Genomic DNA, 22,914 nt, shown 5'->3' on the forward strand with positions numbered 1-22,914 from the left:
GTCACGACGCGGGTAGCGTCCGAACAACGAGTATGCGACGTTTCGCGATGCCCATCACTTGGACCGCAGACCACAATCTCCGCTTTATCCGCCTCAAGGTGACGGGCGAGGTGACGCGCCAGAACTACGTCGACTTTCTGGCGGATCTGGCCGCGGCGGGCGCCAGCGGTTATCGGGTGCTCGGTCTCTTCCGCGCCGTGAATTTCGATATCAAGCCGGAGGATCTCGCCGCCTGGGCCCAGGAAGTGGGTGATCGGGCCAGGCCCACGGTGTCGGGCGGTCAGATGGCGCTGGTCATGTCGTCGGAGGCCGGGCGCGAGAGCGCCGACTACTTCATCAAGCGCCTGCGCGGCCGGCGGCCATGCGAAATGTTCGACACTGTCGCCGAGGCCCTGGCGTGGCTCGGGTTGCCACCCGACACGACGGTCGATCCGGATTGAGAAATTCTAATCCAAGCCGCAGCAAGCCTCAGCATCGGCCGACGGCGTGAGCCTTTCTGCCTACCTGTCCGCCGGTGATATAAGGGCGCATGGTCCCGATGTGCGGAGAGCGAAATGGCTGAGTCTTCGGAATATGTGCCGCCCCAGGTGTGGACGTGGAACAAGCCCAGCGGCGGGCAGTTTGCCAACATCAACCGCCCGATCGCGGGCCCGACGCATGACAAGGAACTGCCGGTCGGCCGCCACCCCCTGCAGCTCTATTCGCTGGGCACGCCCAACGGGGTGAAGGTCACGGTCATGCTGGAGGAGCTGCTGGCGCTGGGGCACAGCGGCGCCGAGTATGACGCCTGGCTGATCCGGATCGGCAATGGCGACCAGTTCGGCAGCGGCTTCGTCGCCGCCAACCCGAACTCCAAGATTCCGACGCTGGTCGACCGCAGCGGGCCGAAACCGATCCGGGTCTTCGAGTCGGCGGCGATCCTGATGTACCTCGCCGAGAAGTTCGGCGCCTTCCTGCCGACCGAACCCGCCGCCCGTGCCGAGTGCCTGTCGTGGCTGTTCTGGCAGATGGGCAGCGCACCCTATCTCGGCGGCGGCTTCGGGCACTTCTATGCCTACGCGCCGACCAAGATCGAGTACGCGATCGATCGTTTCGCCATGGAGGTGAAGCGCCAGCTCGACGTGCTCGACCGCCGGCTGGCGGAGAGCCAGTACATCGCGGGCAGCGACTACACGATCGCCGACATGGCGATCCTCCCCTGGTACGGCGGCCTGGTGAAGGGCTGGAACTACGGCGCCGCGGAGTTCCTGAGCGTGCACGAGTACAAGCACGTTCTGCGCTGGGCCGACGCGCTGCTGGAACGGCCGGCCGTGCGCCGTGGGCGCATGGTCAACCGCGTCTCCGGCAAGCCGGAGAGTCAGCTGCACGAGCGCCATGACGCCTCGGATTTCGACACCAAGACGCAGGACAAGCTCGCACCGGCGACGTGACCGACACTTGAACGAAAAAGCCCGCGATGACGGGCTTTTTCTCTTTTCCGGGAATGATATCTGCGCACCACGATATTGCATGATCGTGCATTAATTGCGTATCCTGCCCATAAACATGGGGAGGAAGCCGATGACTGCTTTCAACACTGTGCGTTTCCGCGTGAAGCTGGGACACGATCAGCAGTTTCTCGATGCCCACAAAGACATTGGGGCGACGTGGCCGGGCCTCGTTCACGCCAACATCATCAAGACCGGTGATCGCTCCTACTGCCTGATCGCGCAGTGGCAGGACATGGACGCATGCATCAAAGCGCGGCCCAATATGATCGCCACCCTCAATTCGTTTCGCGACACACTCGAAGACCTTGGCGGCGGCCTGGGCGTCACCGATCCGGTGGCGGGTCCGGTCGCCATGGCGCTGAAATAGTTCGGCGAAGTCGCCAAAGCCCTGTTTTCCTCAGACGGCGACCGCCGCGCGACCTGCAATCGCGCCCGCGGACGCTTGGGCCGGCTTGTCGCTGCGGGCGCACTGTCCGGCACGGCTGTTGCCGCAGTGTCACATCACGCTGCGCCGGCGCTCTGCACCTTATGACGGAAGTGCCCTGGTGGTGGCGGTGTTATTCAAGATGACACTCCATACGCAGGAGCCCAAGCGTGGCCTATTTCCATAGCGTGCCGGATGGCCGATCGATTTCGAACACGGAGATCACGGTCCAGGGAACCAGTATCACCGTAGGCCTCGCCGATGCCGGCGATCTGCAGGTGACCAACGCGGGCGACGGGCTTTCGATCTTCCCCGCAGGCAAACGGGGCAACAGCACCCTCTACACCATCCAGGTCAACGAACGGACGCGCAGCACGCAATCGGCAGGCTATGCCGACACGGTCATCGCGACGAACAATCTGGGCGCTGCGCCGGCGACGACCTTCAAGGTCACCTTCAACTTCAAGGTGGAGCCGGCCACCCATCTCGTCGTGCGCGACAGGACGCAGGAGCTTTTCGGCGTGGCGCAGTTCCACTTTCAGCTGACGCCGCCGCGCCTCGTGGACGTGACGACGTTTCGACCCGGCGATCAGAGCAATGTGCTCGATTTCGCCATCAAGTCGGCGCGTGTTGTGAGCCTCAGCCTGTTTTCGGCGAAGATCGGCATCACCGAACGTGCCTTCTGGCTGATGCTGCCCGAGGGCACCCGCGCGACCAGCCTGATGGTCGTCATCTCGCATGGATTCGGCCAGAACCATGCCTACTATTCGGGCAAGGGTTACGGCGATCCGCTGTCGAAGGATCTTCTGGTCGACGTACGCGACCGGTTCGTTCTCGCGCGCTGGGGCATGCAGGTGGCGGCCGTGCGCAGTGACATGGGCTTGCTGTTTCCGGTCCGTGCCAGCACCGGTGGGACGGAACTCGGGCCCTTCATATCGGAAGGGGGAGTCGGCGGCGCCATCATCAGCACGATCGCCGCGCAGGCCAATGCCGACTTCCTGCTCAATGCTGTCGACGTCTGTACGTTTTCGAGCGGCATCCATGATGCCAATACGTTCATCGCAACAGGCGGCAAGGGCCTGAACTACCGCCTCATGGTGAACCAGGACCCGGCCGGCGGCGTTCCCATCGCTGGCAAGAGCCGCAAGCAATACCTCAGTGGCTGGACAACCGGAGGACCCCGCCCCGGCTTCGAATATCTGCCCAAGCCACGCTGGGTCAAAGATCCGAAATTCGACGAGATGAACCGGGCGCTCGGGCGCGAATACCTGCACACCTGGGCGCTGCCGACCTACACGCTGGCGATGGCACTCAGTCAGATGTGATTGCCTTGCGGTGGTGTTATCCGAAACGTCCGGGATCGCAGCTTGCCAATGTCGCCGGCTCGACGGGCGGCCAGGCTACATGGGCCTGCGAGCACCGTGACGGGCGCGATTGCGGGCCCGCCCAGGAACGCGACGAGCGCGAGTGCGCCCACCGCCAGAAGACGGGTGCTCATCGTCGGATTGTCCTTGGATGATGCGCTGGGAAAATCGCGCCGGCGCGGCCGTGCTACCTGTTTGCTCCGTTAGTTGATAATCAGGCAGAGGGCTGTGGCATCGTTGATCGCGATGCGCTTGAGCCGATCCGCAGCGACAACCATGGCGTCAGGCACTGCTCGCCGAGCACGACCAATTTCCAGACCAAATTCCAGGAAATCCCACTAATTCCGCGTGTCTTCTCCATGCCTGATCTTGTGCAGCCATGGCTTGCAGCGCTTCATACGCACTCTACATCGCGGGAGCGCTCGCATGCCCTTTACAGGACGTCTCGCTATCTTGAACAGGCCAACGTACGCCAAGCACCAGGCCAAAGCCGATTTTCTCGAGCAGAACGGCGCAGGGCTGGGAACATGGGGTGTGACAGTGCCCCCAGCCCACTGCAGTTTGACGGAAGTGATTAGCTGGCTGGCGGAGGTTGACGCGGGTGACCAGCACGCAAGCGTAGCTGTGCCGTTGCGCGCATTTAAGACCGCTATCATGCCCCAGCTCATTGTGATGGCGGGGGTCGCCGGCGCCGGAAGGGCCGCGGCTGCTGTCTTTCTGGTGGAGGTACTTCGCATCTACAATAAAGCGCGCCACGAGGCTGCCGTGATCCAAGAAATTGTTACCGATCTCGGTCAGTGCAATGTGCCGATCGTCGGCAATGTGCAGGCATGCATTGCTCATACAACCTTCGGCGATTTGGCCTACTCGCCGCATCTCGCAAACGTCAGAATGAACCCTTGAAGGATGCCATGGGTGAGGTCCTGATCTGCGCCCGCGCGGGCCCATCACGCCAAACCCAACGTCTGCTCGCCAGCGATGCCATCGACGACACGGCCACGCCGGGCCGCGTGTGTGTGCGATCAATCTCGAGATGTGCTCCAGAAGTTGGACGCGTCCAACTCCGGACGTCCAACTTCGATCACCCTCTGTTCTCGACCGACGACGGGGTCCGAACACGAAAAAACCCCGTAGATACGGGGCTTTGTCATCCGTTCGGAAATGGTGGGCGCACCAGGGCTCGAACCTGGGACCCGCTGATTAAGAGTCAGCTGCTCTACCAACTGAGCTATGCGCCCATTTCCGTGCGTTCCGGCCCGAAAGCCGAAGCGGCGCGCGTTATAACCACGCGGTTCCGCCTTGTCCATAGGCCAGAATCGGCCTTCCGGGGGGCCTGGGGATCATCCCTTTCCGTCGCTGCCAAACAGCGGCGCACGCACGGCCACGGACGGCATGTACGACAGACTGTCGCGCAGGCCGCCCAGGTCGCCCCCCATGCCCAGCAGATGGGCGACGGCGCATGACGCGATGCGCGAGGCCAGGCGGTCGGCCGGGCATGCATGCACGCCGGCACCGAAATTCAGGATCCTGCGGTCCTGGCGAAGGATGTTGAACCGGTCGCAATCCGGGTTGGCGGCAGGATCGCGCCCCGCCGCGGCCAGCAGCACCAGGACGGTATCGCCGGCGCGCATTGCCTGGCCCGCCACGACGGCGTCATGCGCGAGGAACCGACGCGTGCTGTGGGTCGGCGGATCGATCAGCAGCACCTCGGCCACCGCGGCGTCGATCAGCGCCGGATCGCGCTGCACGGCGGCCCTGGCGTCGGCATGATCGGCCAGCGCCAGAAGCGTGCTGCCGGTCAGCGCCGCGGTCGCCTCGTAGGCCTGCGTCATGAACCCGATGCCGTTGGCGATGATCGGCTCGATCATGCCGTGGCCGGCCGCCGTGAACTGCCTGGCCACGATCGCCAGCAGCGCATCGCCCGCCATCCGCTGGGGATCATCCAGCAGATGGCGGAACAGATCGATGAGGTGCCGGGCACTCTGCGCGCCGGCCGCCAGCGCTGCCGCATCGGCGAGCGGGCTGACGGCGCCGACGTAGCGTTGTACCCCGTCGGCGACATCGTCGAGATGCGCATCGGGCACGCCCAGCAGGCGCGCAACCACGCGAACTGGAAACGCGAACATGAATCGCGTCAGGCCGCGGCGGTCGTGGTGCGGCGCATGCCGCGCGGCCAGCGTCGCCGCCTGCTCGCGCGCCACCGCCGCCAGGCGCATGGCATCGACGCTGCTCAGCGTCGCCGTCACGGCCTGCTTGAACGGACAATGGACCGCGCCGTCGTTCATGCGCACGAGATGGCGGAAGATGTCGGCCATCGGCAATGCCGCGATCGCCGACGGCACCGGCTCGGACGACGGCCGCACGCGACAGGCCGCGTCGGTCATGACCGCCGTCACCGCGGCGTAGCTCGACGCCACCCACAGGCCCAGCGACTCGTCGCGATAGAGCGGCCACTCGGCCACCAGCTGCGCATAGTAGGGATAAGGATCGGGATGCGTGACGGCGACAATCGGATCAGCCGGCCATCCATCGCGAAGTGCTGCCGCGGTCATGGTCGTCCCGTCACGACGCGAAGCTGTTGTTGATCTCACGAAACGGCGTCGCGTCGTCGGCGAACGCGAATGACCCCTGCTCCGCCATCTCGCGTGCCGCGTCGATCAAGGCGCCATAGGCGCGCCGCGCCAGCGCGCTGCCCAGGCTGATGCGCACGACGCCCAGCGCCGCCAGGTCCGCCACGGTGGTGAACTCGGCGCTCACTAACCCCATCACCACGTTGACCGGCCGGTCGACCTCGCTGACCAGCGTCTTCAGCTCCGCCTTGGTCGTGAGTCCCGGCGCATAGAGGACATCGGCACCGGCCTCCTGGAACGCCTGCAGGCGGCGGATGGTGTCGCGCAGGTCAGGCCGGCCGTGCAGATAGTTCTCGGCGCGGGCCACCAGCTGGAAGGGAATCGGCTGCGATTTCACCACGTCGACGGCCGCGCGCATGCGCTCGACGGCATGTTCGAAACCGTAGATCGGCTGCTGCGCGTTGCCGGTCGAATCCTCGATCGAGCCGCCGGCCAGGCCGGCGGCGATGGCGCGCCGGATGGTCTCGGCAACGTCCTCAACCGCATCGCCGTAGCCATGTTCCAGGTCGGCGCTCACCGGCAGGTCGGTGGCGCGGTCGATCTCGACGGCGTTGGCAAGGATTTCGTCCCGACCCGATCCGCCGTTCATCACGCCGCGGGCGAAGTCGCAGCCGGCGCTGGTCGTTGCCAGCGCCGGAAAGCCTGCCTTGGCCAGCAGCCGGGCCGAGCCGCGGTCCCACGGGTTGGGAATGATGAAGGTCTTGCCCTGCTGGTGCAGCGCCTTGAGCGCCACGGCTTTCTGCATCGCGGTTTTGCTCGGGGTGGTGGTCATGGCCTGGCTCCTGTGCCTGGTGTGTCGTCCGTGGCGCATCGATAGCGGGCGGCAGGCCATGCGTCGAATTTGTAGTTTTTCTCGGACCCATCAGTTTGTTGTATACCGTCGGGATGGACGCCGAAGCGCTCAGGACCTTCCTCGCGGTCTACCGCGAGCAAGGCTTTTCCAACGCCGCGCAGCGACTGCATCGCACGCAGCCGGCGATCTCCCGTCGCATCAGCCTGCTGGAGCGCGAGCTGGGCGCGCCGCTGTTCGAGCGCGGCGCCAGCGGCACGATGCTGAGCCAGGCCGGTCGTGTCCTGCTGCCCTACGCCGAGCGCGCGCTGGCGGCACTGCAGGATGCCGAGAACGCGGTGCGGACATTGGCCTCGACGGCGTCAGGCCCGGTCACCCTGGCGGTCGTCGGCACCTTGGCGAGCACCCGCCTGACCCGAATCCTACGCCGCTTCGCGCGCGCCCACCCCGACGTCGATTTCAGCCTGCGCACCGCCGCCAGCGCCGAGGTCTCCGACCTGGTGCGCCGCGGCGAGGCCATCATCGGCCTGCGCTACTTCGACGATGCGTCGGCCGACCTGAATTGCGAGACGATCTCGACGGAAGCCCTGGTCGTCGCATGCGCCCATCGGCATCCCTTGGCGGGCCGTACGATCAAGTCATTGGCGGCCTTGCGATCGGAGCGGTGGCTGGCCTTCCCCGAAGTGCCGGGCCGCCGCGAAATCGCCGCCTCGCACATCTTCGCGCTGTTTCTCGCGCACGGCCTGGGCGAAATCCCGTGGACGCCCGTCGACAGCCTGACGGCGCAGAAACGTCTGGTCGAGGCCGGCTTCGGTCTGGCCCTGCTGCCGCAGAGCGGCATCGGTGAGGAGCTGGCGTCGCGCACGCTGGCCACGATCCACGTCCGCGATCTCAAGGTCAGCCAGCCCATCACCGCCGTGACCCGCAACGGCGGCTTCCTCAGCCCGGCCTCGCAGCGCCTGCGCGACATGCTGCGCAACGCGTATCGGCGCGGGGACGGGTAAGGGCCGTCACGGCCGCGGGATCACCAGGTCGCGGTGGACGTTGATGCCCAGCAGCAGGCCGCAGGCGAACAGCACGGTGAGCATCGCGGTGCCGCCGTAGCTCACCAGCGGCAGCGGCACGCCCACCACCGGCAACAGGCCCATCACCATGCCCGTGTTGATGAACACGTAGAGGAAAACCGTGATGCCGATGCCCATCGCCAGCAGGCGGCCGAAATGGCTGCGCGCGCGCAGCGCCACGATGTAGGCGTAGAAGATGATGCAGACATAGAGCGCCAGCAGGATCAGCGCGCCGCGCAGGCCGGTCTCCTCGGTCCACATGGTGAAGATGAAATCGGTCTGCTTCTCGGGCAGGAAGTTCAGGGTCGACTGGGTGCCCATGCCGAAGCCCTTGCCCAGCATGCCGCCCGAGCCGATGGCGATCTTGGACTGCAGGATGTGATAGCCGGCGCCCAGCGGATCGAGATCGGGGTCGAGGAAGATGCGCACGCGGTTGCGCTGGTACTCGTGCATCAGCTTCCACGCCACCGGCAGGCTCGCGGCGCCCAGCGTGCCGGCCAGCAGGAACTTCCACAGCTTCACGCCGGCCACGAACATCATGGCCGCCCCTGTGCTCAGCAGCACCAGGGCGGTGCCGAGATCGGGCTGCACCATCACCAGGCCAACCGGCACGACGATGCCCATCACCGGCGGAATCACATAGACGATGCGGCCGACCTGCTCGCGCGACAGCCCGTGGAAATAGCGGGCCAGGGCCAGAATGGCCGCGATCTTCATCAGCTCGGACGGCTGGATCTGCACCGGGCCAAGATCAAGCCAGCGCTGGGCGCCCATGGCGCCCTTGCCGATCACGTCGACAGCCACCAGCAGCAGCACCGACAGGATATAGGCCGGGTACGCCAGCCGCATCCAGACGCGCAGATCGACCAGCGCCACCAGCAGCATCACGCCGGCGCCGATCGAGAACCGCATCACATGCTTGGCGGCCCACGGATCGGGCTTCATGCCGCCGGCGGAGTAGAGCGCCGCCGTGCCGACGCCGGCAACGCCGATCAACACCAGCACCAGCCGCCAGTCCAGCCGCCGGATCTTGCCGGCCAGCGTGAGTTCGGTGCGGTTGGCGGCCAGGCTCATGGCTCGCTCCGCTTGGGCGGCGGCACTTCGGCCACCGTGCCGCCGGCGAGAGCCGCGCTCTTGAAGCGCTCGGGCCGCCGGGACGGATCGATCTTCTGCGTCTGCAGCAGGATGTCGCGGGTGATCGGCGCGGCCGTGGTCGAGCCGCCCATGCCGTGCTCGACCACCACGGCGCAGGCGTAGCGCGGGTTGTCGACCGGCGCGTAGCCGCAGAACAGCGCGTGGTGCCGCAAGTGCCAGGGCAGCTCTGCCTGCGACATCCGCCGCGCGCGCTCGCTCTCGGTGATGCGCTTGACCTGGGCGGTGCCGGTCTTGCCCGCCATCGCCATGCCCTTCTCGGAGATGCGCGAGGCAAACGCCGTGCCGCTCTGGCTGTTCACCACCATGTCCATGCCGGTCTGGACCGCCTTCAGATGCTGCGGATTGAAGCGCAGGCTGGCCCCGGAGGGCTTGTTCTGCACCGCCGGCGGCTGCAGCGCGTCCCGCGCGCCGGCGCTGGCGGCGACCAGTCGCGGCTGCACGTCGAAGCCGCCGTTGGCGATGCGCGCCGTCATGACCGCCAGCTGCAGCGGCGTCGACAGCATGTCGCCCTGGCCGATGCCGAGATTGTAGGTGTCGCCGACACCCCAGGGCTTGCTCTCGCGATCCTGCTTCCACGCGCGTGTCGGCTGCAGGCCGCCCGACTCCTCCGGCAGCCCGACGCCGGTGGGCTTGCCGAAACCAAGCTTTGCCGCCACCTCGGCGATGCGATCGACGCCGGCGCGCTTGGCCGCCTCGTAGAAGTAGCAGTCGCACGACTGCTGCAAGGCCTCGACGACATTGAGCCAGCCGTGGCCGGCGGGATGGATCCAGCAGTATTTCTTGACGCCGCCGGGCATCTCGATGGAGCCGGCACAGGGGATCCGATCCCAGAGGCTGACGGTCTTGCTGTCCAGCGCCGCCAGCGCCGTCACCATCTTGTAGGTCGATCCCGGCGGGTAGACGCCCTGCGCCGCCTTGTTGAGCAGCGGTTTCTTCGGGTCGTTCAGCAGTTCCTGCCACTCGGTCTGGGTGACGCCGCGCGCGAAGGTGTTGTTATCGAAGCTCGGCACCGAGACCATCGCCAGGATGTCGCCGGTGATGACGTCCATCACGACGGCCGACGCGCTCTGGTCCTTCAGGCGCTCGGTCACGTATTGCTGCAGCTCCAGGTCGATGGTGAGCAGCAGATTGGCACCCGACTCGCCCTCGACACGATCAAGCTCGCGCACCACGCGGCCGACGGCGTTGACCTCGACCTGGATGCCGCCCGGCTTGCCGCGCAAGGCCTCGTCGGCCCCCTTCTCGACGCCCTTCTTGCCGATGCGCATGCCCGGCAGCTGCAGCACCGGATCGTCGCTGTCGCGCAGATCGTCCGGGGAGACGCGGCCGACGTAACCCACGATGTGGCTCATCAGCTCGGGGAAGAAATAGTCCCGCGTCTGGCCCAGGTCGATCGAGACGCCGGGCAGATCCGGCGCGTTGAATTCGATCTGCGCCACCTGCTCCCAGGTCAGGTTCTCGCGCACCGTCACCGGCACGAAGCTGCGGTTGCGCCGCATCTGCTCGATGATGCGCTGGCGCTCGCCGTCGCTGATGGCGATCACGCGATCGAGGCGTTCCAGTACGGTCTCGGCCTGCTTCATCGCCTCCGAGACACGCCCCTTGTCGGCGGTGATCAGGACCCGGAAATTGTTGCGGTTGGCCGCCAGCGGCTCGCCGGTGCGCTCGAAGATCAAGCCGCGCGAGGGTGTCAGCGGCCGGGTGTTGATGCGGTTGTCGTCGGCCAGCACCTTGTACTTGTCCGACTCCACCGTCTGCAGCCAGTACAGCCGGGCGCCCAGCATGCCCAGCAACCCCATCTTCAGGCCGCCCAGCAACAGCGCCCGGCGGGTGAAGAGCGTGTAACGGTCGGCGTCACGCCTCATGGCGCCCGCCTCGCAGGAAGATTCACCACAGAGGCACAGAGACACAGAGACAGCACAGAGATGACGTTTCGCGCGCCGCAGGCGCGCAACCACTTCTCTCTCTGTGCCTCTGTGTCTCTGTGGTGGCCTTTCATGGCGTCGCGCCTCATGACCGGTTCCCCAGCGTGTTGAGCGGACTGCGGGCACGGCCGCGGCCCAGAATCCAGCCGAAGATCGGATAGAGGAACAGCGACACGATGTACTGGAAGAACAGCGGCTGCGGATCGATGAAGCGCCATGACAGCAGGGTCACGACACACCACGCCATGGTGACGGCCACGGCCGACAGCATGGCATAGCCCAGCCAGATGAACGTGAACGACACCGCCACCAGGTACTTCTGGTTGCCCAGGATCACCTGGCGAATCATCAGGAACTGCAGGGCCGACAAACCGACAGGGGCACCCACGCCGCCCTGCAGCAGATCGTACAGCATGCCGAACACGAACAGCAGCCAGGCCGGCAGGGCCTCGGCGCGGAACAGGCAGAAATGGTAGACCGCCATCAGCGGCAACAGCGGCGCCGCGGCCATCACATCCGGCAGCCGGATCGGCGCCAGGGTCAGCAAGATCAGCAGCCCCACCAGCGCACCGGGCAGCGCGGCGTAGAGCGCGCGGTCGAGCTGGTGCAGGAACTCGACCACGTCAGCGCCCCTTGTTGACGGTGGGCATCGGTTTCGCTGCCGGGGGCGGCGCCGGCGGGCCGAAGGTCTCGGGCGGCGCCGCGGCCGGCCCGGTCACCAGGCCGGTAATGCCGTAGTCGATCACCCGCACGAACTCCAGGCGCACGACCTCGCCCAGCGGCTTGACGCGGATGCTGCCGTCGGCCGTCGACGCCACGACCCCGACCGGGATGCCGACCGGGAAGCTGCCGCCATGGCCTGACGTGATGATCCGGTCGCCGGCCTGGATGCCCACCACCGACTGTGTCATCACCAGCTTGGGCATCGGCGAGTTGTCGCCGGTCAGGATCGCCCGTTCGCGCGTTCGCTCGACCAGGACCGGCAGGCGGAAACTGAGATCCGACAGCAGCAGCACCCGCGACCAGCCCTCGCCCACCTCGGTGATGCGACCGATCAGGCCTTCGCCGGTGACGACGGCCTGGCCGCTGGCGACGCCGGCACGGCGGCCGACATTGAGCAGCATGCTGCGCACGAAAGCGCTGCCCGACTCGCCGACCACCCGCGCCGTGATGAAGGTCGCCTGCGGCCCTTCCTTGAAGTTGAGCAGGCCGCGCAGCTCGCCGTTCTCGACCTCGAGCCGTCGCGCCACGCTCTGCCAGGCCAGCAGCCGCGCGTTCTCCTCGCGCAGGCGCGCGTTCTCGGCCCGCAGGTCGGCGAGGTCCTCGATCGTGGCGATGAAATCGTTGACCGTCGCGACCGGCCGCGACATGGCCTCCAGCAGCGGCGTCACCAGATCGAGCGCCGCGGCACGCACGCGTTCGAGCAGGACCGTGTCAGCCTTGCCGACGAGCATCGTGCCAGCCGCAGCCGCCACCAACAGCGCCAGCGAAAAGCGCTGCACAAGGTGTCGTACGGATGCAGCCGTCTGCGCGACGCTGTTGCGCAAAGCCATGGGTTCCCCCGACGTGCCGTCCTATCCTACGCCGACGACAGCCAAAACGCGACCCGTCGGCGTCAATACATGCTGGATAGAACACCGCGCAGGCGCGTGATGTTTTCAACGGCGTGGCCGGTGCCCAGCGCCACGCACAGCAGCGGATCCTCGGCCACCGATACCGGCAGGCCGGTCGCCTGGCGCAGCACCTTGTCGAGGTTGGTCAGCAGCGCGCCGCCGCCGGTCAGCACGATGCCCTTGTCGACGATGTCGGCGGCGAGTTCGGGCGCGGTGTGCTCCAGCGCCACCTTGACCGCCTCGACGATGGCGCTGACCGGCTCGGCCAGACTCTCGGCAATCTGTCGCTCGCTGATCACCAGTTCCTTGGGCACGCCGTTCATCAGGTCGCGCCCCTTGATCTCGAGCGTCCGGCCCTCGCCGTCTTCCGGCACCATGGCGGAACCGATCTCTTTCTTGATGCGCTCGGATGAGGATTCGCCGACCAGGAGATTATGGTTGCGGCGGATATAGGCGATGATCGCCTCGTCCATCTTGTCGCCGCCGACGCGCACCGAGCGCGGATAGACGATGCCGCCCAGCGACAGGACGGCGACCTCGGTCGTGCCGCCGCCGATATCGACCACCATCGAGCCGGTCGGCTCGGTGACCGGCAGCCCGGCACCGATCGCCGCCGCCATCGGCTCCTCGATCAGCCACACCTTGCGGGCACCGGCATTCTCGGCCGACTCCTGGATGGCGCGGCGTTCGACCGCGGTCGAGCCGGACGGCACGCAGACCACGATCTGCGGGTGGGCGAACGAACGACGATTGTGCACTTTGCCGATGAAGTGCTTGATCATTTCCTCGGCGACTTCGAAATCGGCGATCACGCCGTCGCGCAACGGCCGGATGGCCTGGATGTTGCCGGGCGTGCGGCCCAGCATCATCTTGGCTTCCTCGCCCACGGCCAGCACCTGCTTCTTGCCGGCGACGGTCTGCAGCGCCACCACGGACGGCTCGTTGAGAACGACACCGCGGCCCTTGACGTAGACCAGCGTGTTCGCTGTGCCGAGATCGATACCCATATCGGCTGAAAACAGCCCCATCAGTCGCGAAAGCATGTGTGGCGCGATTCCTCAGGACGACGGCGGAGAAGCGAAGGCCCTGCAAGTTTGAAGGGGCCGACGGCACGAGCGCGGGTCGTCATAGACCGCCCGCCGGACGGCGGCAAGTATTGACCTTCCCGGTTTTACCCTGCACGCCGCGGGCCCGGTTTGTTCCCCACTACCTTCCCCCGCTTGCGGGGGAAGGTGCCCCGAAGGGGCGGATGGGGGACGCTCGAACGGAGGTGGTGCATCAATTCGACACGACCTTCGCCGTACCGTCCCCCATCCGGCGCTTCGCGCCACCTTCCCCCGCAAGCGGGGGAAAGTAAGTATGTCATGGCGGCGCGGTGGCGCTCAGCGCATCCAGGAAGACCCTGACCTTGGCCGGCATGAGGTGGCGGCCCGGCAGCAGCGCATAGATGCGCAGCGGATCGCAGGTGAAGCCGGGCAACACGTCGCGCAGCAGCCCCGCCCGCACGGCGTCGCGACAATACGACGCCGTCACCCGCAACACGCCCAGTCCGGCGATCGCAGCCTGGCGGCGCACCTCGGCATTGGGGCTGCGCATGCGCGGCACGACGGGTACGCGTTCGACCGAGCCGTCGACGGCGGTGAACAGCCATTCCGTATCGCCTGAGCTCGCCAGCAGCGGCACGTCGACAAGATCCTGCGGCCGTTCGACCGGCCGGTGCTGCGCCAGCAGACCGGGCGCCGCGAACAGGCCGCGATGCAGGGCAAAGACGCGGCGCGCCACGAAACTGGAATCGGGCAGCCGGTCCTCGACGGCGGTGAAGACGACATCGACGTGGCGATCCAGCGGATCGACCCGGCTATGCTCGACATCGATATCGATCTTCAGCGCCGGGTAACGCTGCAGCATGTCGCAGGCGACCGCCGCCAGGTGATGGGCGCCGAATTCGTACGGCGCGGCAATGCGCAGGGTGCCGAACACCTCGTCGCCCAGCGCCATCGCTTCGCTGCGCGCCTCGCGCAGGCGCAGGAACATCGGCGCGACGTTGCGGTACAGCGCCTCGCCCGCCTCGGTCAGCCGCAGGCGCCGTGTCGTGCGCTCCAGCAACCGCGTCTTCAGTTCCTCTTCCAGGCGCGCGACCGACGCGCTCACGCTCGATTTCGGCCACTCCATCGCCTGCGCCGCCGCGCTGAAGCCGCCATGCTCGATGACACGGCAGAAGGCGTCGAAATCGTCCCAGCTCATTGTTTTCATGGCCGAACAGTGTTTCCACCCAGACCGATTTATCCGCTCCGCCGTGCCGCCTACGCTTGGCCTGCCCACAACACGAAGGGAGGCCGACATGCAGGTCGGACACGCCAACGCCACGTTCCTGCGGAACTGCTGGTACGTCGCCGCATGGGACTATGAACTGATCGACGGCAAATTGCTGGCGCGAACCATACTCGACGAGCCGGTCCTGCTCTACAAGGGCGAGAGCGGCAAGGTGGTGGCGCTCGAAAACCGCTGCTGCCATCGCGCCGCGCCGTTGTCGCTGGGTCGCCTCGAGGGCGACGACGTGCGCTGCATGTATCACGGCCTGAAGTACAACCCGGCCGGCCGCTGCATCCAGATCCCCGGACAGGAAACCATCCCGCCGCGGCTCGGCGTCCGCAGCTATCCGGTCATCGAGCGCGATCGCCTGATCTGGATCTGGACCGGCGATCCGGCTGCCGCCGACCCGGCCCTGATCGTCGACTTCCCCTACCTGCGCGATCCCGCCTGGCGCGGCGTGCCCGACTACCTCCACTACAAAGCCAACTACCTGCTGATCGTCGACAACCTCAGCGACTTCGCCCACCTCGCCTTCGTCCACACCAAGACCCTGGGCGGCTCGGAGGAGTACGCCTACACCACCAAGCCCGTCGCGGTCGAACGGCTGGAGCGTGGCTTTCGCGTGAAGCGCTGGCACATGAACGCGCCACCGCCGCCCTTCCACCGCAAGGTGGTCCGTAACGACGATCGGGTCGATCGTTGGAATGTCGGGCACATGCACATTCCGGGAATCTTCTTCCTCGAGTCGGGCTTCGCGCCACAAGGATCGGGCGCCGAGACGGGCAATCTCGATGGCGCCAAGCAATACCGCAACTGCCAGTTCATGACGCCCGAGACCGCCAGCACCACGCATTTCTTCTGGAACTATCTGCACAACTTCGAAATCGACAACCCGACCATCGCGCTGTCGCTGCGCAACAGCCTGGTCGAGGGCTTCATGGAGGATAAGCACATCATCGAAGAGCAGCAGAAGGTGCTCGATGCCGATCCGTCGTTCCGCTTGCTGGCGATCGGCGCCGACGCGCCGCTGGCGCACTTCCGCTGGACGCTGACCAAACTGATCGCAGCGGAACAGAAGATGGCCGAACAGAAGACGGCAGCGGAGTAGCTGCAGCCTACCTTCCCCCGCTTGCGGGGGAAGGTAGGCTGTTACGCATCCAGCAGTTCGCGGATGCGGGTGGCGAGTTCGCCGCGGCGATAGGGTTTGTGCAATGGCGCCGGTGCTTCGTCGCGGCCTTCCGGCGCATCGAGCGCACCCTGCGGATAGCCGGCAGCGAACAGGATCCGCAGACCGGGCCGGACGCGCGCCGCCTGCTCGGAGAGTTGCAGTCCGGTGAGCCCGCCGGGCATGACCAGATCGCTCAGCATCAGGTCGATGCGCTCAGGGCCCATCAGGATGTCGAGCGCCTCGATGCCGTTGCCGGCAACCAGAACGTGGTAGCCCAAGCCGCTCAGATGGGCCTGGACCAGGTCACGCATCTGCGCATCGTCCTCGACGACCAGGATCGATTCGTTGCCGCCCGGCGCCGCCCCGGCACTGCGCACGGCGATCGGCGTCGCGGCCGCCTCCCGCGGTGCGCAGGGTAGATAAAGATGCACTTCGGTTCCGGCGTCGACTGCGCTTTCGATGCGCACATGGCCGCCGGACTGGCGCACGAAGCCATACACCATGCTCAGCCCCAGGCCGCTGCCCTTGCCGGTTTCCTTCGTCGAGAAGAACGGATCGAACGCCTTGGACAGCACCTCCGGCGTCATGCCGGTCCCGGTGTCCGACACGGTGATGACGACGTAGTCGCCCGGCATCACATCGGGCTGGTCGAGCGCGGACTCCACCGAGCCGTTGCTGGTCGACAGCGTGATCGAGCCGCCGTCGGGCATGGCATCGCGCGCGTTCACCACCAGGTTCAGGACGGCGGTCTCCAGTTGCGTCGAATCGATCAGCGCCGGCCGCAGGGTCGGGTCGGGCGCGAAGTTGGTCTCGATGTGGCGGCCCACCGAGCGGGTCAGCAGCGCATGCACCTTGCCCAGCAGTGCATTGATATCGACCGCATGCGGCGCCAGCGCCTGGCGGCGGGCGAAGGACAGCAATTGACTGGTCAGGTCGGCGCCGCGTTCGGCCGCCTGCGCCGCGACCGCCAGAAGGTCGCCGCCGGATGACCCGGCCGGCAGTTCCTCCTGCAGCAGTTCGACGCTGCCCAGGATGACGGCCAGCAGATTGTTGAAGTCGTGCGCAATGCCGCCGGTGAGATGGCCGATCGCTTCCAGTTTCTGGGCCTGACGCAGCTTGTCTTCCGCCTCGGCAAGCCTCGACTGGGCCTGCTGTTGTTCGGAGATGTCGCGCACGACCAGCAACCAGGCCGGCCGACCGCCGAACGTGATCGCCGAGGCGCGCACATCGCACGAAAACGCTTCACCCGATCGGCGGCGGTGCGTGGCCACGCTCACGAACGACACACCAGCGCCATGGGCCGGCGCCGGCGGCCGGGCACGCCGATCCTGCTCCTGATCGGGCTGCTGACCCAGAAAGGCCTCGCGCGTGGTGCCATAGAGCCGTAGCGCCGAATCGTTGGCAGCCAACACGTGAAAGCTCTGATCGGCACAGACGATCATCGGGCTGGGGTTCTGGTCAAAGAGGTAGCGAAACGATGCCTCGCGCTCGCGCAGCTGGGCCTGGGCCTGCTCGCGGGCGCCGACCGCCCCGGCCTGCGCGGCCAGGCGCCGCCGTTCCAGTTCCGCCCCCGTCAGGCGGGCCAGGGTCTGCAGCGCCGCGAGCAGATGCGCGTCCACGGCGACCCGCGCGGTCCGATCCATCACGCAAAGGGCACCCAGCGGCTGCCCGGTCGATGCGAGAATCGGCGCCACGGCATAAAAGCGCGCACCCAGCGCCATCGCCGGATCGTCGGCCCCGGCAGGGCCGACGACGGCGGCGCCACCGGCCAGCAACGCCGCGTCGCAGAACGCCCGCGCGCGTTCGATGTCGGACAGGTCGAGGCCGTGCGACGCGAGGATGCGAGCACCTGCGATGTCGACACCCAGCACCATTGCCATCGGGGCATCGAAGAGACCGGCCGCCGACACGGCAACGTCCGCCAGCCCGGACAGGTCGGGCAGCGCGGCCGCGCGGAGCGACCGCAGCGGGTTCAACCGGGCGGTCTCGACCTCACGTTCGCTGGCGGGTGTCGCGGACACCAGTTTTCTCTGTTCAGTGCGATTTCGGGTGTCCAGCTACACCCGGACGCAACATCGTGTGCGGTCGAAATGCACCAGAATGAACGTGCTCACGGTAAAAAGCGCCGGGATCACGCCGCCGCCTTCATTGTGATATCTGAGATAATTTCGTTAATTAATTGATTTTAATTGAAAAATTCTCTCAGAGAGCTAGCGACTGATATTAACCACCCACTACAAATCAATCCGTCAGTGCGTTGAATTCACGGACAAAGTGGGTCTTCTATGATAACGTAATCCTCGCGACGCGCGCGTGACTTTCCCACTGCGAGCCAGGGCGGACGGTCACGAATATTTCTCGCGTGTCGCGTTCATGTTCGTTGGGTTGGGTGTGATGTTTCATAAATTTTGGTTGGTGGCGAGCGTACTTCCGCTCGCCGGTTGCGTCACCGACACCAAGCGCGACTCGGTCGTGCTCTCGATGCCAGCGGTCAATCAGGCGGCGGACGCCCCGACGGATGGCGACGATCCCCTGGGGCTCCAGGCGGCGATCGCCCTCGTCCGCCAGCAGCCCTGGTGCGTGCGCAGCGCCCGGACGCGCTAGCGCCGACGGCGGCGCGCCAAAAGAAACAGGGAGGGCACCGCCCTCCCTGCTCCCGTTCGATCCGCCGATCGCAGCCTAGTTGCGGGTCTTGTCGACCAGCGCCTTCTCCTTGATCCAGGGCATCATGGCGCGCAGCTTGGCGCCGATTTCCTCGATCGGATGCTCCGACATGCGCTTGCGCATGGCCTTGAACGAGGCCTGGTTGACCCGGTTCTCCAGCATCCAGTCGCGCGCAAAGCGGCCGGACTGGATGTCGTCCAGCACCCGCTTCATCTCGGCCTTGGTCTCGGCCGTCACGATGCGCGGGCCGCTGCGGTATTCGCCGTACTCGGCCGTGTTGGAGATCGAGTAGTTCATGTTGGCGATGCCGCCCTCGTAGATGAGGTCGACGATCAGCTTCACCTCGTGCAGGCACTCGAAATAGGCCATCTCCGGCGCGTAGCCGGCCTCGACCAGCGTCTCGAAGCCGGCCTTGATCAGCTCGACCAGACCGCCGCACAGCACCACCTGCTCGCCGAACAGGTCGGTCTCGCACTCTTCCTTGAAGGTGGTCTCGATGGTGCCGGCGCGGCCGCCGCCGATCGCCGACGAGTAGCTGAGCCCGATCTCGAGCGCGTTGCCCGAGGCGTTCTGCGCCACCGCCACCAGGCAGGGCACGCCGCCGCCGCGCACGTACTCCGAGCGCACCGTGTGGCCCGGGCCCTTGGGGGCGATCATGAACACGTCGAGGTCGGGGCGCGGCGTGATCAGGTTGAAGTGCACGTTCAGGCCGTGCGCAAAGACCAGCGCGGCGCCTTCCTTCATGTTGGGTGCCAGGTCGGCGTTGTAGATGTCCGACTGCAGTTCGTCGGGCGTCAACACCATCACGATATCGGCCCACTTGGCGCCGTCGGCCGGCGACATCACCTTGAAGCCGGCGCCTTCGGCCTTCTTGACCGTGGCCGAGCCCGGCTTGAGCGCGATGCGAACGTCCTTCACGCCGCTGTCGCGCAGGTTCATGGCATGGGCATGGCCCTGGCTGCCATAGCCGACGACCAGGACCTTCTTGCCCTTGATCAGGTTCACGTCGGCATCGCGATCGTAATAGACACGCATCTCAGTCTCTCCACTACCGGTCAGTTTCTTGCGGCCGCGCTCACCGGTCGAGCGCCAGCCGAAGCCCCAGGGCTGCGAGCACGCCGCCCGTCAGCCGTTCGATCCACACGCGCGCGCGGCGATAGACCGCGCGCACGGCATTGCCTGAAAACAACAAAGCCACCAGCGTGAACCAGCCGCACTCGTTGACGAACACGATGGCCAGGACCGCGGCCACCATCCAGGCCGGCGCGGCCGCCGGCAGCAGGGTCAGAAACACGCTGCCGAAGAAAACCGCAACCTTGGGATTGGACAGCTGGACCATCAGCGCCTCGCGAAAGACGCGCGCCAGCGATGTCGTCCCGGGTGTCGCCGCAACCACGGCCATGGCATCGCCCTTGCCGGCATGCCGGACAAGCTGAACGCCCAGATACACCAGGTAGAGGCCGCCGGCGATCCGCAAGGTCAGGTACAGCCACTCGAACCGCACCAGCAGGGCCTGCAGACCGAACAACGCCGCCGTCGCCCACACCAGGGCGCCGATACCGACCGCGACGGCGGCGACCAGGGCGGCGGCGCGCGACCCGGTGGCGGCCGTGCGCGCCACCACCAGGAAGGTCGGCCCGGGGCTGGCCACCGCCAGCAGGTGGACCAGAGCGAAACCGATCAGCGGGTAGAGGAATTCCATGGCGACCTCCTTTACCTTCCCCCGCTTGCGGGGGAAGGTGCCCGAAGGGCGGATGGGGGACGCCTGCCCCATACGCCGTCTGCCCGCAATGCACCCCCATCCGGCGCTGCGCGCCACCTTCCCCCGCTGAGCGGGGGAAGGTATGAAAGTTGTGCCTTCACCACGGGTGCCTAGATCCCGTCCGGGCCGCGGCGCAGGGCGGCGACGCCGGTGCGGCAGACCTCGACCAGGCCCAGCGGCTCCATCAGCCCGACGAACGAGCCGAGCTTGGACGGCGCCCCCGTCAGCTCGAACACGACCGACTCGTTGGTCATGTCCACGACATGGGCACGGAAGACATCGGCGATGCGCAGCGACTCGACGCGCTTCTCGCCCGATGCGCGCACCTTGACCAGGGCCAGTTCGCGCTCGACCGACGGCCCGTCGAGCGTCAGGTCCGACACCTTGTGGATCGGCACCAGGCGGTCGAGCTGGGCCTTGATCTGCTCGATCACCATCGGCGTGCCCGACGTCACGATCGTGATGCGCGACAGGTGCTTGCGGACATCGGTCTCCGAGACCGTCAGGCTCTCGATGTTGTAGCCGCGGCCCGAGAACAGGCCGATGACGCGCGCCAGCACGCCGGGCTCGTTGTCGACCAGCACGGCGATGGTATGGCGTTCATGGTTGGGACTCACGGTGCTCACTCCCCTGGCGCCGGGCCCGGTGACGGGCCGCGCGGCGCGGCTGACAGATGGACGGGACGACAGAAAGGCGGTGCTCAGACGAGAACCATGCCCTCTTCCGAGATCGGCCTTTCCGCCTTGTCGGCGGGTCCCAGCAGCATCTCGTTGTGCGCCGCGCCCGAGGGGATCATCGGGAAGCAGTTCTCGGCCTTGTCGACGGCGACATCGACGATGACCGGCCTGTCGATGGCGATCATCTCCTTGATGGCGGCATCGACGTCGTCGGGCTTGGTGATCCGCATGCCGACCGCACCGAAGGCGTCGGCGAGCTTCACGAAATCAGGCAGCGCCGCGGAGTAGCTCTCGGAATAGCGCCCGCCATGCAGCAGCTCCTGCCACTGGCGCACCATGCCCATGTACTCGTTGTTGAGGATGAACACCTTCACCGGCAGGCGGTACTGCGCCGCCGTCGACAGTTCCTGGATGTTCATCAGGATCGAGGCTTCGCCCGCGACGTCGATCACCAGCTTGTCGGGATGCGCGATCTGCGCCCCGATCGCCGCCGGCAAGCCATAGCCCATGGTGCCCAGTCCACCCGAGGTCAGCCACTGGTTGGGCTTCTCGAACTTCAGGAACTGGGCCGCCCACATCTGGTGCTGGCCCACCTCGGTGGTGATGATCGGTTCCCTGTCCTTGGTCAGCGCATAGAGGCGCTCGAGCGCGTATTGCGGCTTGATGATCTCGCGCGAGTTCTCGTACCGCAGGCAGTTCTTGCCGCGCCATTCATCGATCTGCGTCCACCATGCCTTCAGCGCCTTCTGGTCGATGCGCGGCTGGCGCGCCTTCCAGACCTTGATCATGTCTTCCAGCACGTGGCCGCAGTCGCCGACGATCGGCAGGTCGACGCGCACGTTCTTGTTGATCGACGACGGATCGATATCGACGTGGATCTTGATGCTGTCGGGCGAGAAGGCGTTGAGCCGTCCCGTCACCCGGTCATCAAACCGCGCGCCGATGTTGATCAACACATCGCAGCCGTGCGTGGCGAGGTTGGCCTCGTACATGCCGTGCATGCCGAGCATGCCCAGGAACTGCGGGTCGGAGGCCGGATAGGCACCCAGCCCCATCAGCGTGTTGGTGATGGGAAAGCCGGTCATGCGCACGAACTGCTGCAGCAGCTTGGCCGCGTTGGGTCCCGAATTGATGACGCCGCCGCCGGTGTAGAACAGCGGGCGCTTCGCCTTGGCCATCAACTCGACCGCCTGCTCGATCTTCTTGATGTCGCCCTTGACCTGCGGGCGATAGCTCTTGTGCTGCACCGTCTTCTTGGGCGGCTCGTAGTCGTGCTGCGCCATCAGCACGTCCTTGGGCAGGTCGATCACCACCGGCCCGGGACGTCCCGACTTCGCGACATAGAACGCCTCGCCCAGCACCCGCTGCAGGTCGGCGGCGTTCTTCACCAGATAGTTATGCTTGGTGCAGGGCCGCGTGATGCCCGTGGTGTCGGCTTCCTGGAAGGCGTCGTTGCCGATCAGGTGCGTCGGCACCTGGCCGGTCAGGCAGACCACCGGAATGGAGTCCATCAGCGCATCGGTCAGGCCGGTCACGGCATTGGTGGCGCCGGGGCCAGAGGTCACCAGCACCACGCCGACCTTGCCGGTCGAGCGGGCATAGCCCTCCGCCGCATGCACGGCTGCCTGCTCATGCCGCACCAGGATGTGGCGAAGCCGGTTCTGCTTGAAGATCGAGTCGTAGAGCGGAAGGACGGCGCCGCCGGGATAGCCGAAGACGACATCGACGTCCTGGTCGATCAGGCTTCTGATCACCAAGTCGGCGCCGTTCGTCTTGCTCTCCGCAGTCATAGCTCCCTCCAAAAGACAAAGGTGCCGCGCAACCCATGTTGCGCGGCGGGCGGGACCATACTGACCGAGACGCGAGGAATCAACC

Annotated in this window: 21 protein-coding genes and 1 tRNA gene; 8 read left to right on the forward strand and 14 right to left on the reverse strand. The window is 66.4% G+C overall.

Going from position 1 to position 22,914, the window contains the following annotated elements:
- The first annotated feature begins 47 nt into the window (after positions 1-47).
- The 5 genes from FQU96_RS09430 (at position 48) to FQU96_RS09450 (ending at position 4,181) form a co-directional block, all read left to right on the forward strand.
- On the forward strand, positions 48-440 hold the full coding sequence (locus tag FQU96_RS09430; RefSeq protein WP_146540601.1) for a hypothetical protein: 393 nt from the start codon (positions 48-50) through the stop codon (positions 438-440).
- A gap of 114 nt (positions 441-554) precedes the next feature.
- Positions 555-1,430, forward strand: a complete 876-nt coding sequence (yghU, locus tag FQU96_RS09435) for a glutathione-dependent disulfide-bond oxidoreductase (RefSeq protein WP_146540602.1) — start codon at positions 555-557, stop codon at positions 1,428-1,430.
- Between the two features lie 130 nt (positions 1,431-1,560).
- The gene (locus FQU96_RS09440; RefSeq protein ID WP_146540603.1) at positions 1,561-1,857 is read left to right on the forward strand and encodes a DUF718 domain-containing protein; all 297 of its coding nucleotides are present in this window, start codon (positions 1,561-1,563) and stop codon (positions 1,855-1,857) included.
- 227 nt (positions 1,858-2,084) lie between these two features.
- Positions 2,085-3,239, forward strand: a complete 1,155-nt coding sequence (locus tag FQU96_RS09445; protein WP_146540604.1) for a hypothetical protein — start codon at positions 2,085-2,087, stop codon at positions 3,237-3,239.
- Positions 3,240-3,704: 465 nt separating this feature from the next.
- On the forward strand, positions 3,705-4,181 hold the full coding sequence (locus tag FQU96_RS09450) for a hypothetical protein (RefSeq protein ID WP_146540605.1): 477 nt from the start codon (positions 3,705-3,707) through the stop codon (positions 4,179-4,181).
- A 259-nt stretch (positions 4,182-4,440) separates the two neighbouring features.
- On the opposite strand, the gene FQU96_RS09455 is transcribed toward FQU96_RS09450, so the two are convergent.
- The 3 genes from FQU96_RS09455 to FQU96_RS09465 form a co-directional block, all read right to left on the reverse strand.
- Positions 4,441-4,516, reverse strand: a tRNA-Lys gene (locus FQU96_RS09455).
- A gap of 102 nt (positions 4,517-4,618) precedes the next feature.
- Positions 4,619-5,206, reverse strand: coding sequence for a cytochrome P450 (locus FQU96_RS43120; protein WP_370461358.1), 588 nt, complete (start codon positions 5,204-5,206; stop codon positions 4,619-4,621).
- A gap of 634 nt (positions 5,207-5,840) precedes the next feature.
- Entirely contained in the window at positions 5,841-6,680 is an 840-nt protein-coding gene (locus tag FQU96_RS09465; protein ID WP_146540607.1) for an oxaloacetate decarboxylase, read from the reverse strand.
- Between the two features lie 95 nt (positions 6,681-6,775).
- On the opposite strand from FQU96_RS09465, the gene FQU96_RS09470 reads away from it, so the two are divergent.
- Positions 6,776-7,702, forward strand: coding sequence for a LysR family transcriptional regulator (locus FQU96_RS09470; RefSeq protein ID WP_255467914.1), 927 nt, complete (start codon positions 6,776-6,778; stop codon positions 7,700-7,702).
- Positions 7,703-7,708: 6 nt separating this feature from the next.
- On the opposite strand, the gene rodA is transcribed toward FQU96_RS09470, so the two are convergent.
- The 6 genes from rodA to FQU96_RS09500 form a co-directional block, all read right to left on the reverse strand.
- On the reverse strand, positions 7,709-8,836 hold the full coding sequence (gene rodA, locus FQU96_RS09475) for a rod shape-determining protein RodA (protein ID WP_146540609.1): 1,128 nt from the start codon (positions 8,834-8,836) through the stop codon (positions 7,709-7,711).
- A complete protein-coding gene (gene mrdA, locus FQU96_RS09480; RefSeq protein WP_146540610.1) occupies positions 8,833-10,782 on the reverse strand; it encodes a penicillin-binding protein 2 in 1,950 nt (649 codons plus the stop codon). The genes rodA and mrdA overlap by 4 nt, the downstream gene beginning before the upstream one ends.
- 145 nt (positions 10,783-10,927) lie before the next feature.
- Positions 10,928-11,464, reverse strand: a complete 537-nt coding sequence (locus FQU96_RS09485; protein ID WP_146540611.1) for a hypothetical protein — start codon at positions 11,462-11,464, stop codon at positions 10,928-10,930.
- A 1-nt stretch (position 11,465) separates the two neighbouring features.
- Positions 11,466-12,395: a rod shape-determining protein MreC gene (gene mreC, locus FQU96_RS09490; protein WP_146540612.1), complete on the reverse strand. Its 930-nt coding sequence runs from the start codon at positions 12,393-12,395 to the stop codon at positions 11,466-11,468.
- A 62-nt stretch (positions 12,396-12,457) separates the two neighbouring features.
- A complete protein-coding gene (locus FQU96_RS09495) occupies positions 12,458-13,498 on the reverse strand; it encodes a rod shape-determining protein (RefSeq protein ID WP_146540613.1) in 1,041 nt (346 codons plus the stop codon).
- 319 nt (positions 13,499-13,817) lie between these two features.
- Complete coding sequence (locus FQU96_RS09500; RefSeq protein WP_255467915.1) at positions 13,818-14,708, reverse strand: LysR family transcriptional regulator; 891 nt, start codon at positions 14,706-14,708, stop codon at positions 13,818-13,820.
- An 88-nt stretch (positions 14,709-14,796) separates the two neighbouring features.
- Here FQU96_RS09500 and FQU96_RS09505 point away from each other — a divergent pair, with 88 nt between their 5' ends.
- Positions 14,797-15,876 carry an aromatic ring-hydroxylating dioxygenase subunit alpha gene (locus tag FQU96_RS09505; RefSeq protein WP_146540614.1) on the forward strand — a complete coding sequence of 360 codons (1,080 nt, stop codon included), beginning with the start codon at positions 14,797-14,799 and terminating at the stop codon, positions 15,874-15,876.
- Between the two features lie 41 nt (positions 15,877-15,917).
- Here the strand turns inward: FQU96_RS09505 and FQU96_RS09510 are convergent, their stop codons facing one another.
- Positions 15,918-17,957 (reverse strand): ATP-binding protein, encoded by a 2,040-nt coding sequence (locus FQU96_RS09510; protein WP_146540615.1) that lies wholly within the window; start codon positions 17,955-17,957, stop codon positions 15,918-15,920.
- 292 nt (positions 17,958-18,249) lie between these two features.
- Here FQU96_RS09510 and FQU96_RS09515 point away from each other — a divergent pair, with 292 nt between their 5' ends.
- Positions 18,250-18,540: a hypothetical protein gene (locus tag FQU96_RS09515; protein ID WP_146540616.1), complete on the forward strand. Its 291-nt coding sequence runs from the start codon at positions 18,250-18,252 to the stop codon at positions 18,538-18,540.
- Positions 18,541-18,615: 75 nt separating this feature from the next.
- On the opposite strand, the gene ilvC is transcribed toward FQU96_RS09515, so the two are convergent.
- The 4 genes from ilvC to FQU96_RS09535 form a co-directional block, all read right to left on the reverse strand.
- A complete protein-coding gene (ilvC, locus tag FQU96_RS09520) occupies positions 18,616-19,635 on the reverse strand; it encodes a ketol-acid reductoisomerase (protein ID WP_146540617.1) in 1,020 nt (339 codons plus the stop codon).
- A 40-nt stretch (positions 19,636-19,675) separates the two neighbouring features.
- On the reverse strand, positions 19,676-20,302 hold the full coding sequence (locus FQU96_RS09525; RefSeq protein WP_178130408.1) for a LysE family transporter: 627 nt from the start codon (positions 20,300-20,302) through the stop codon (positions 19,676-19,678).
- A gap of 170 nt (positions 20,303-20,472) precedes the next feature.
- Positions 20,473-20,988: an acetolactate synthase small subunit gene (gene ilvN / locus FQU96_RS09530; protein WP_146540618.1), complete on the reverse strand. Its 516-nt coding sequence runs from the start codon at positions 20,986-20,988 to the stop codon at positions 20,473-20,475.
- A 74-nt stretch (positions 20,989-21,062) separates the two neighbouring features.
- Positions 21,063-22,829, reverse strand: a complete 1,767-nt coding sequence (locus FQU96_RS09535; RefSeq protein WP_146540619.1) for an acetolactate synthase 3 large subunit — start codon at positions 22,827-22,829, stop codon at positions 21,063-21,065.
- Positions 22,830-22,914 lie beyond the last annotated feature (85 nt).

It is taken from the genome of Reyranella sp. CPCC 100927, assembly GCF_007859315.1.
Classification (GTDB): domain Bacteria; phylum Pseudomonadota; class Alphaproteobacteria; order Reyranellales; family Reyranellaceae; genus Vineibacter.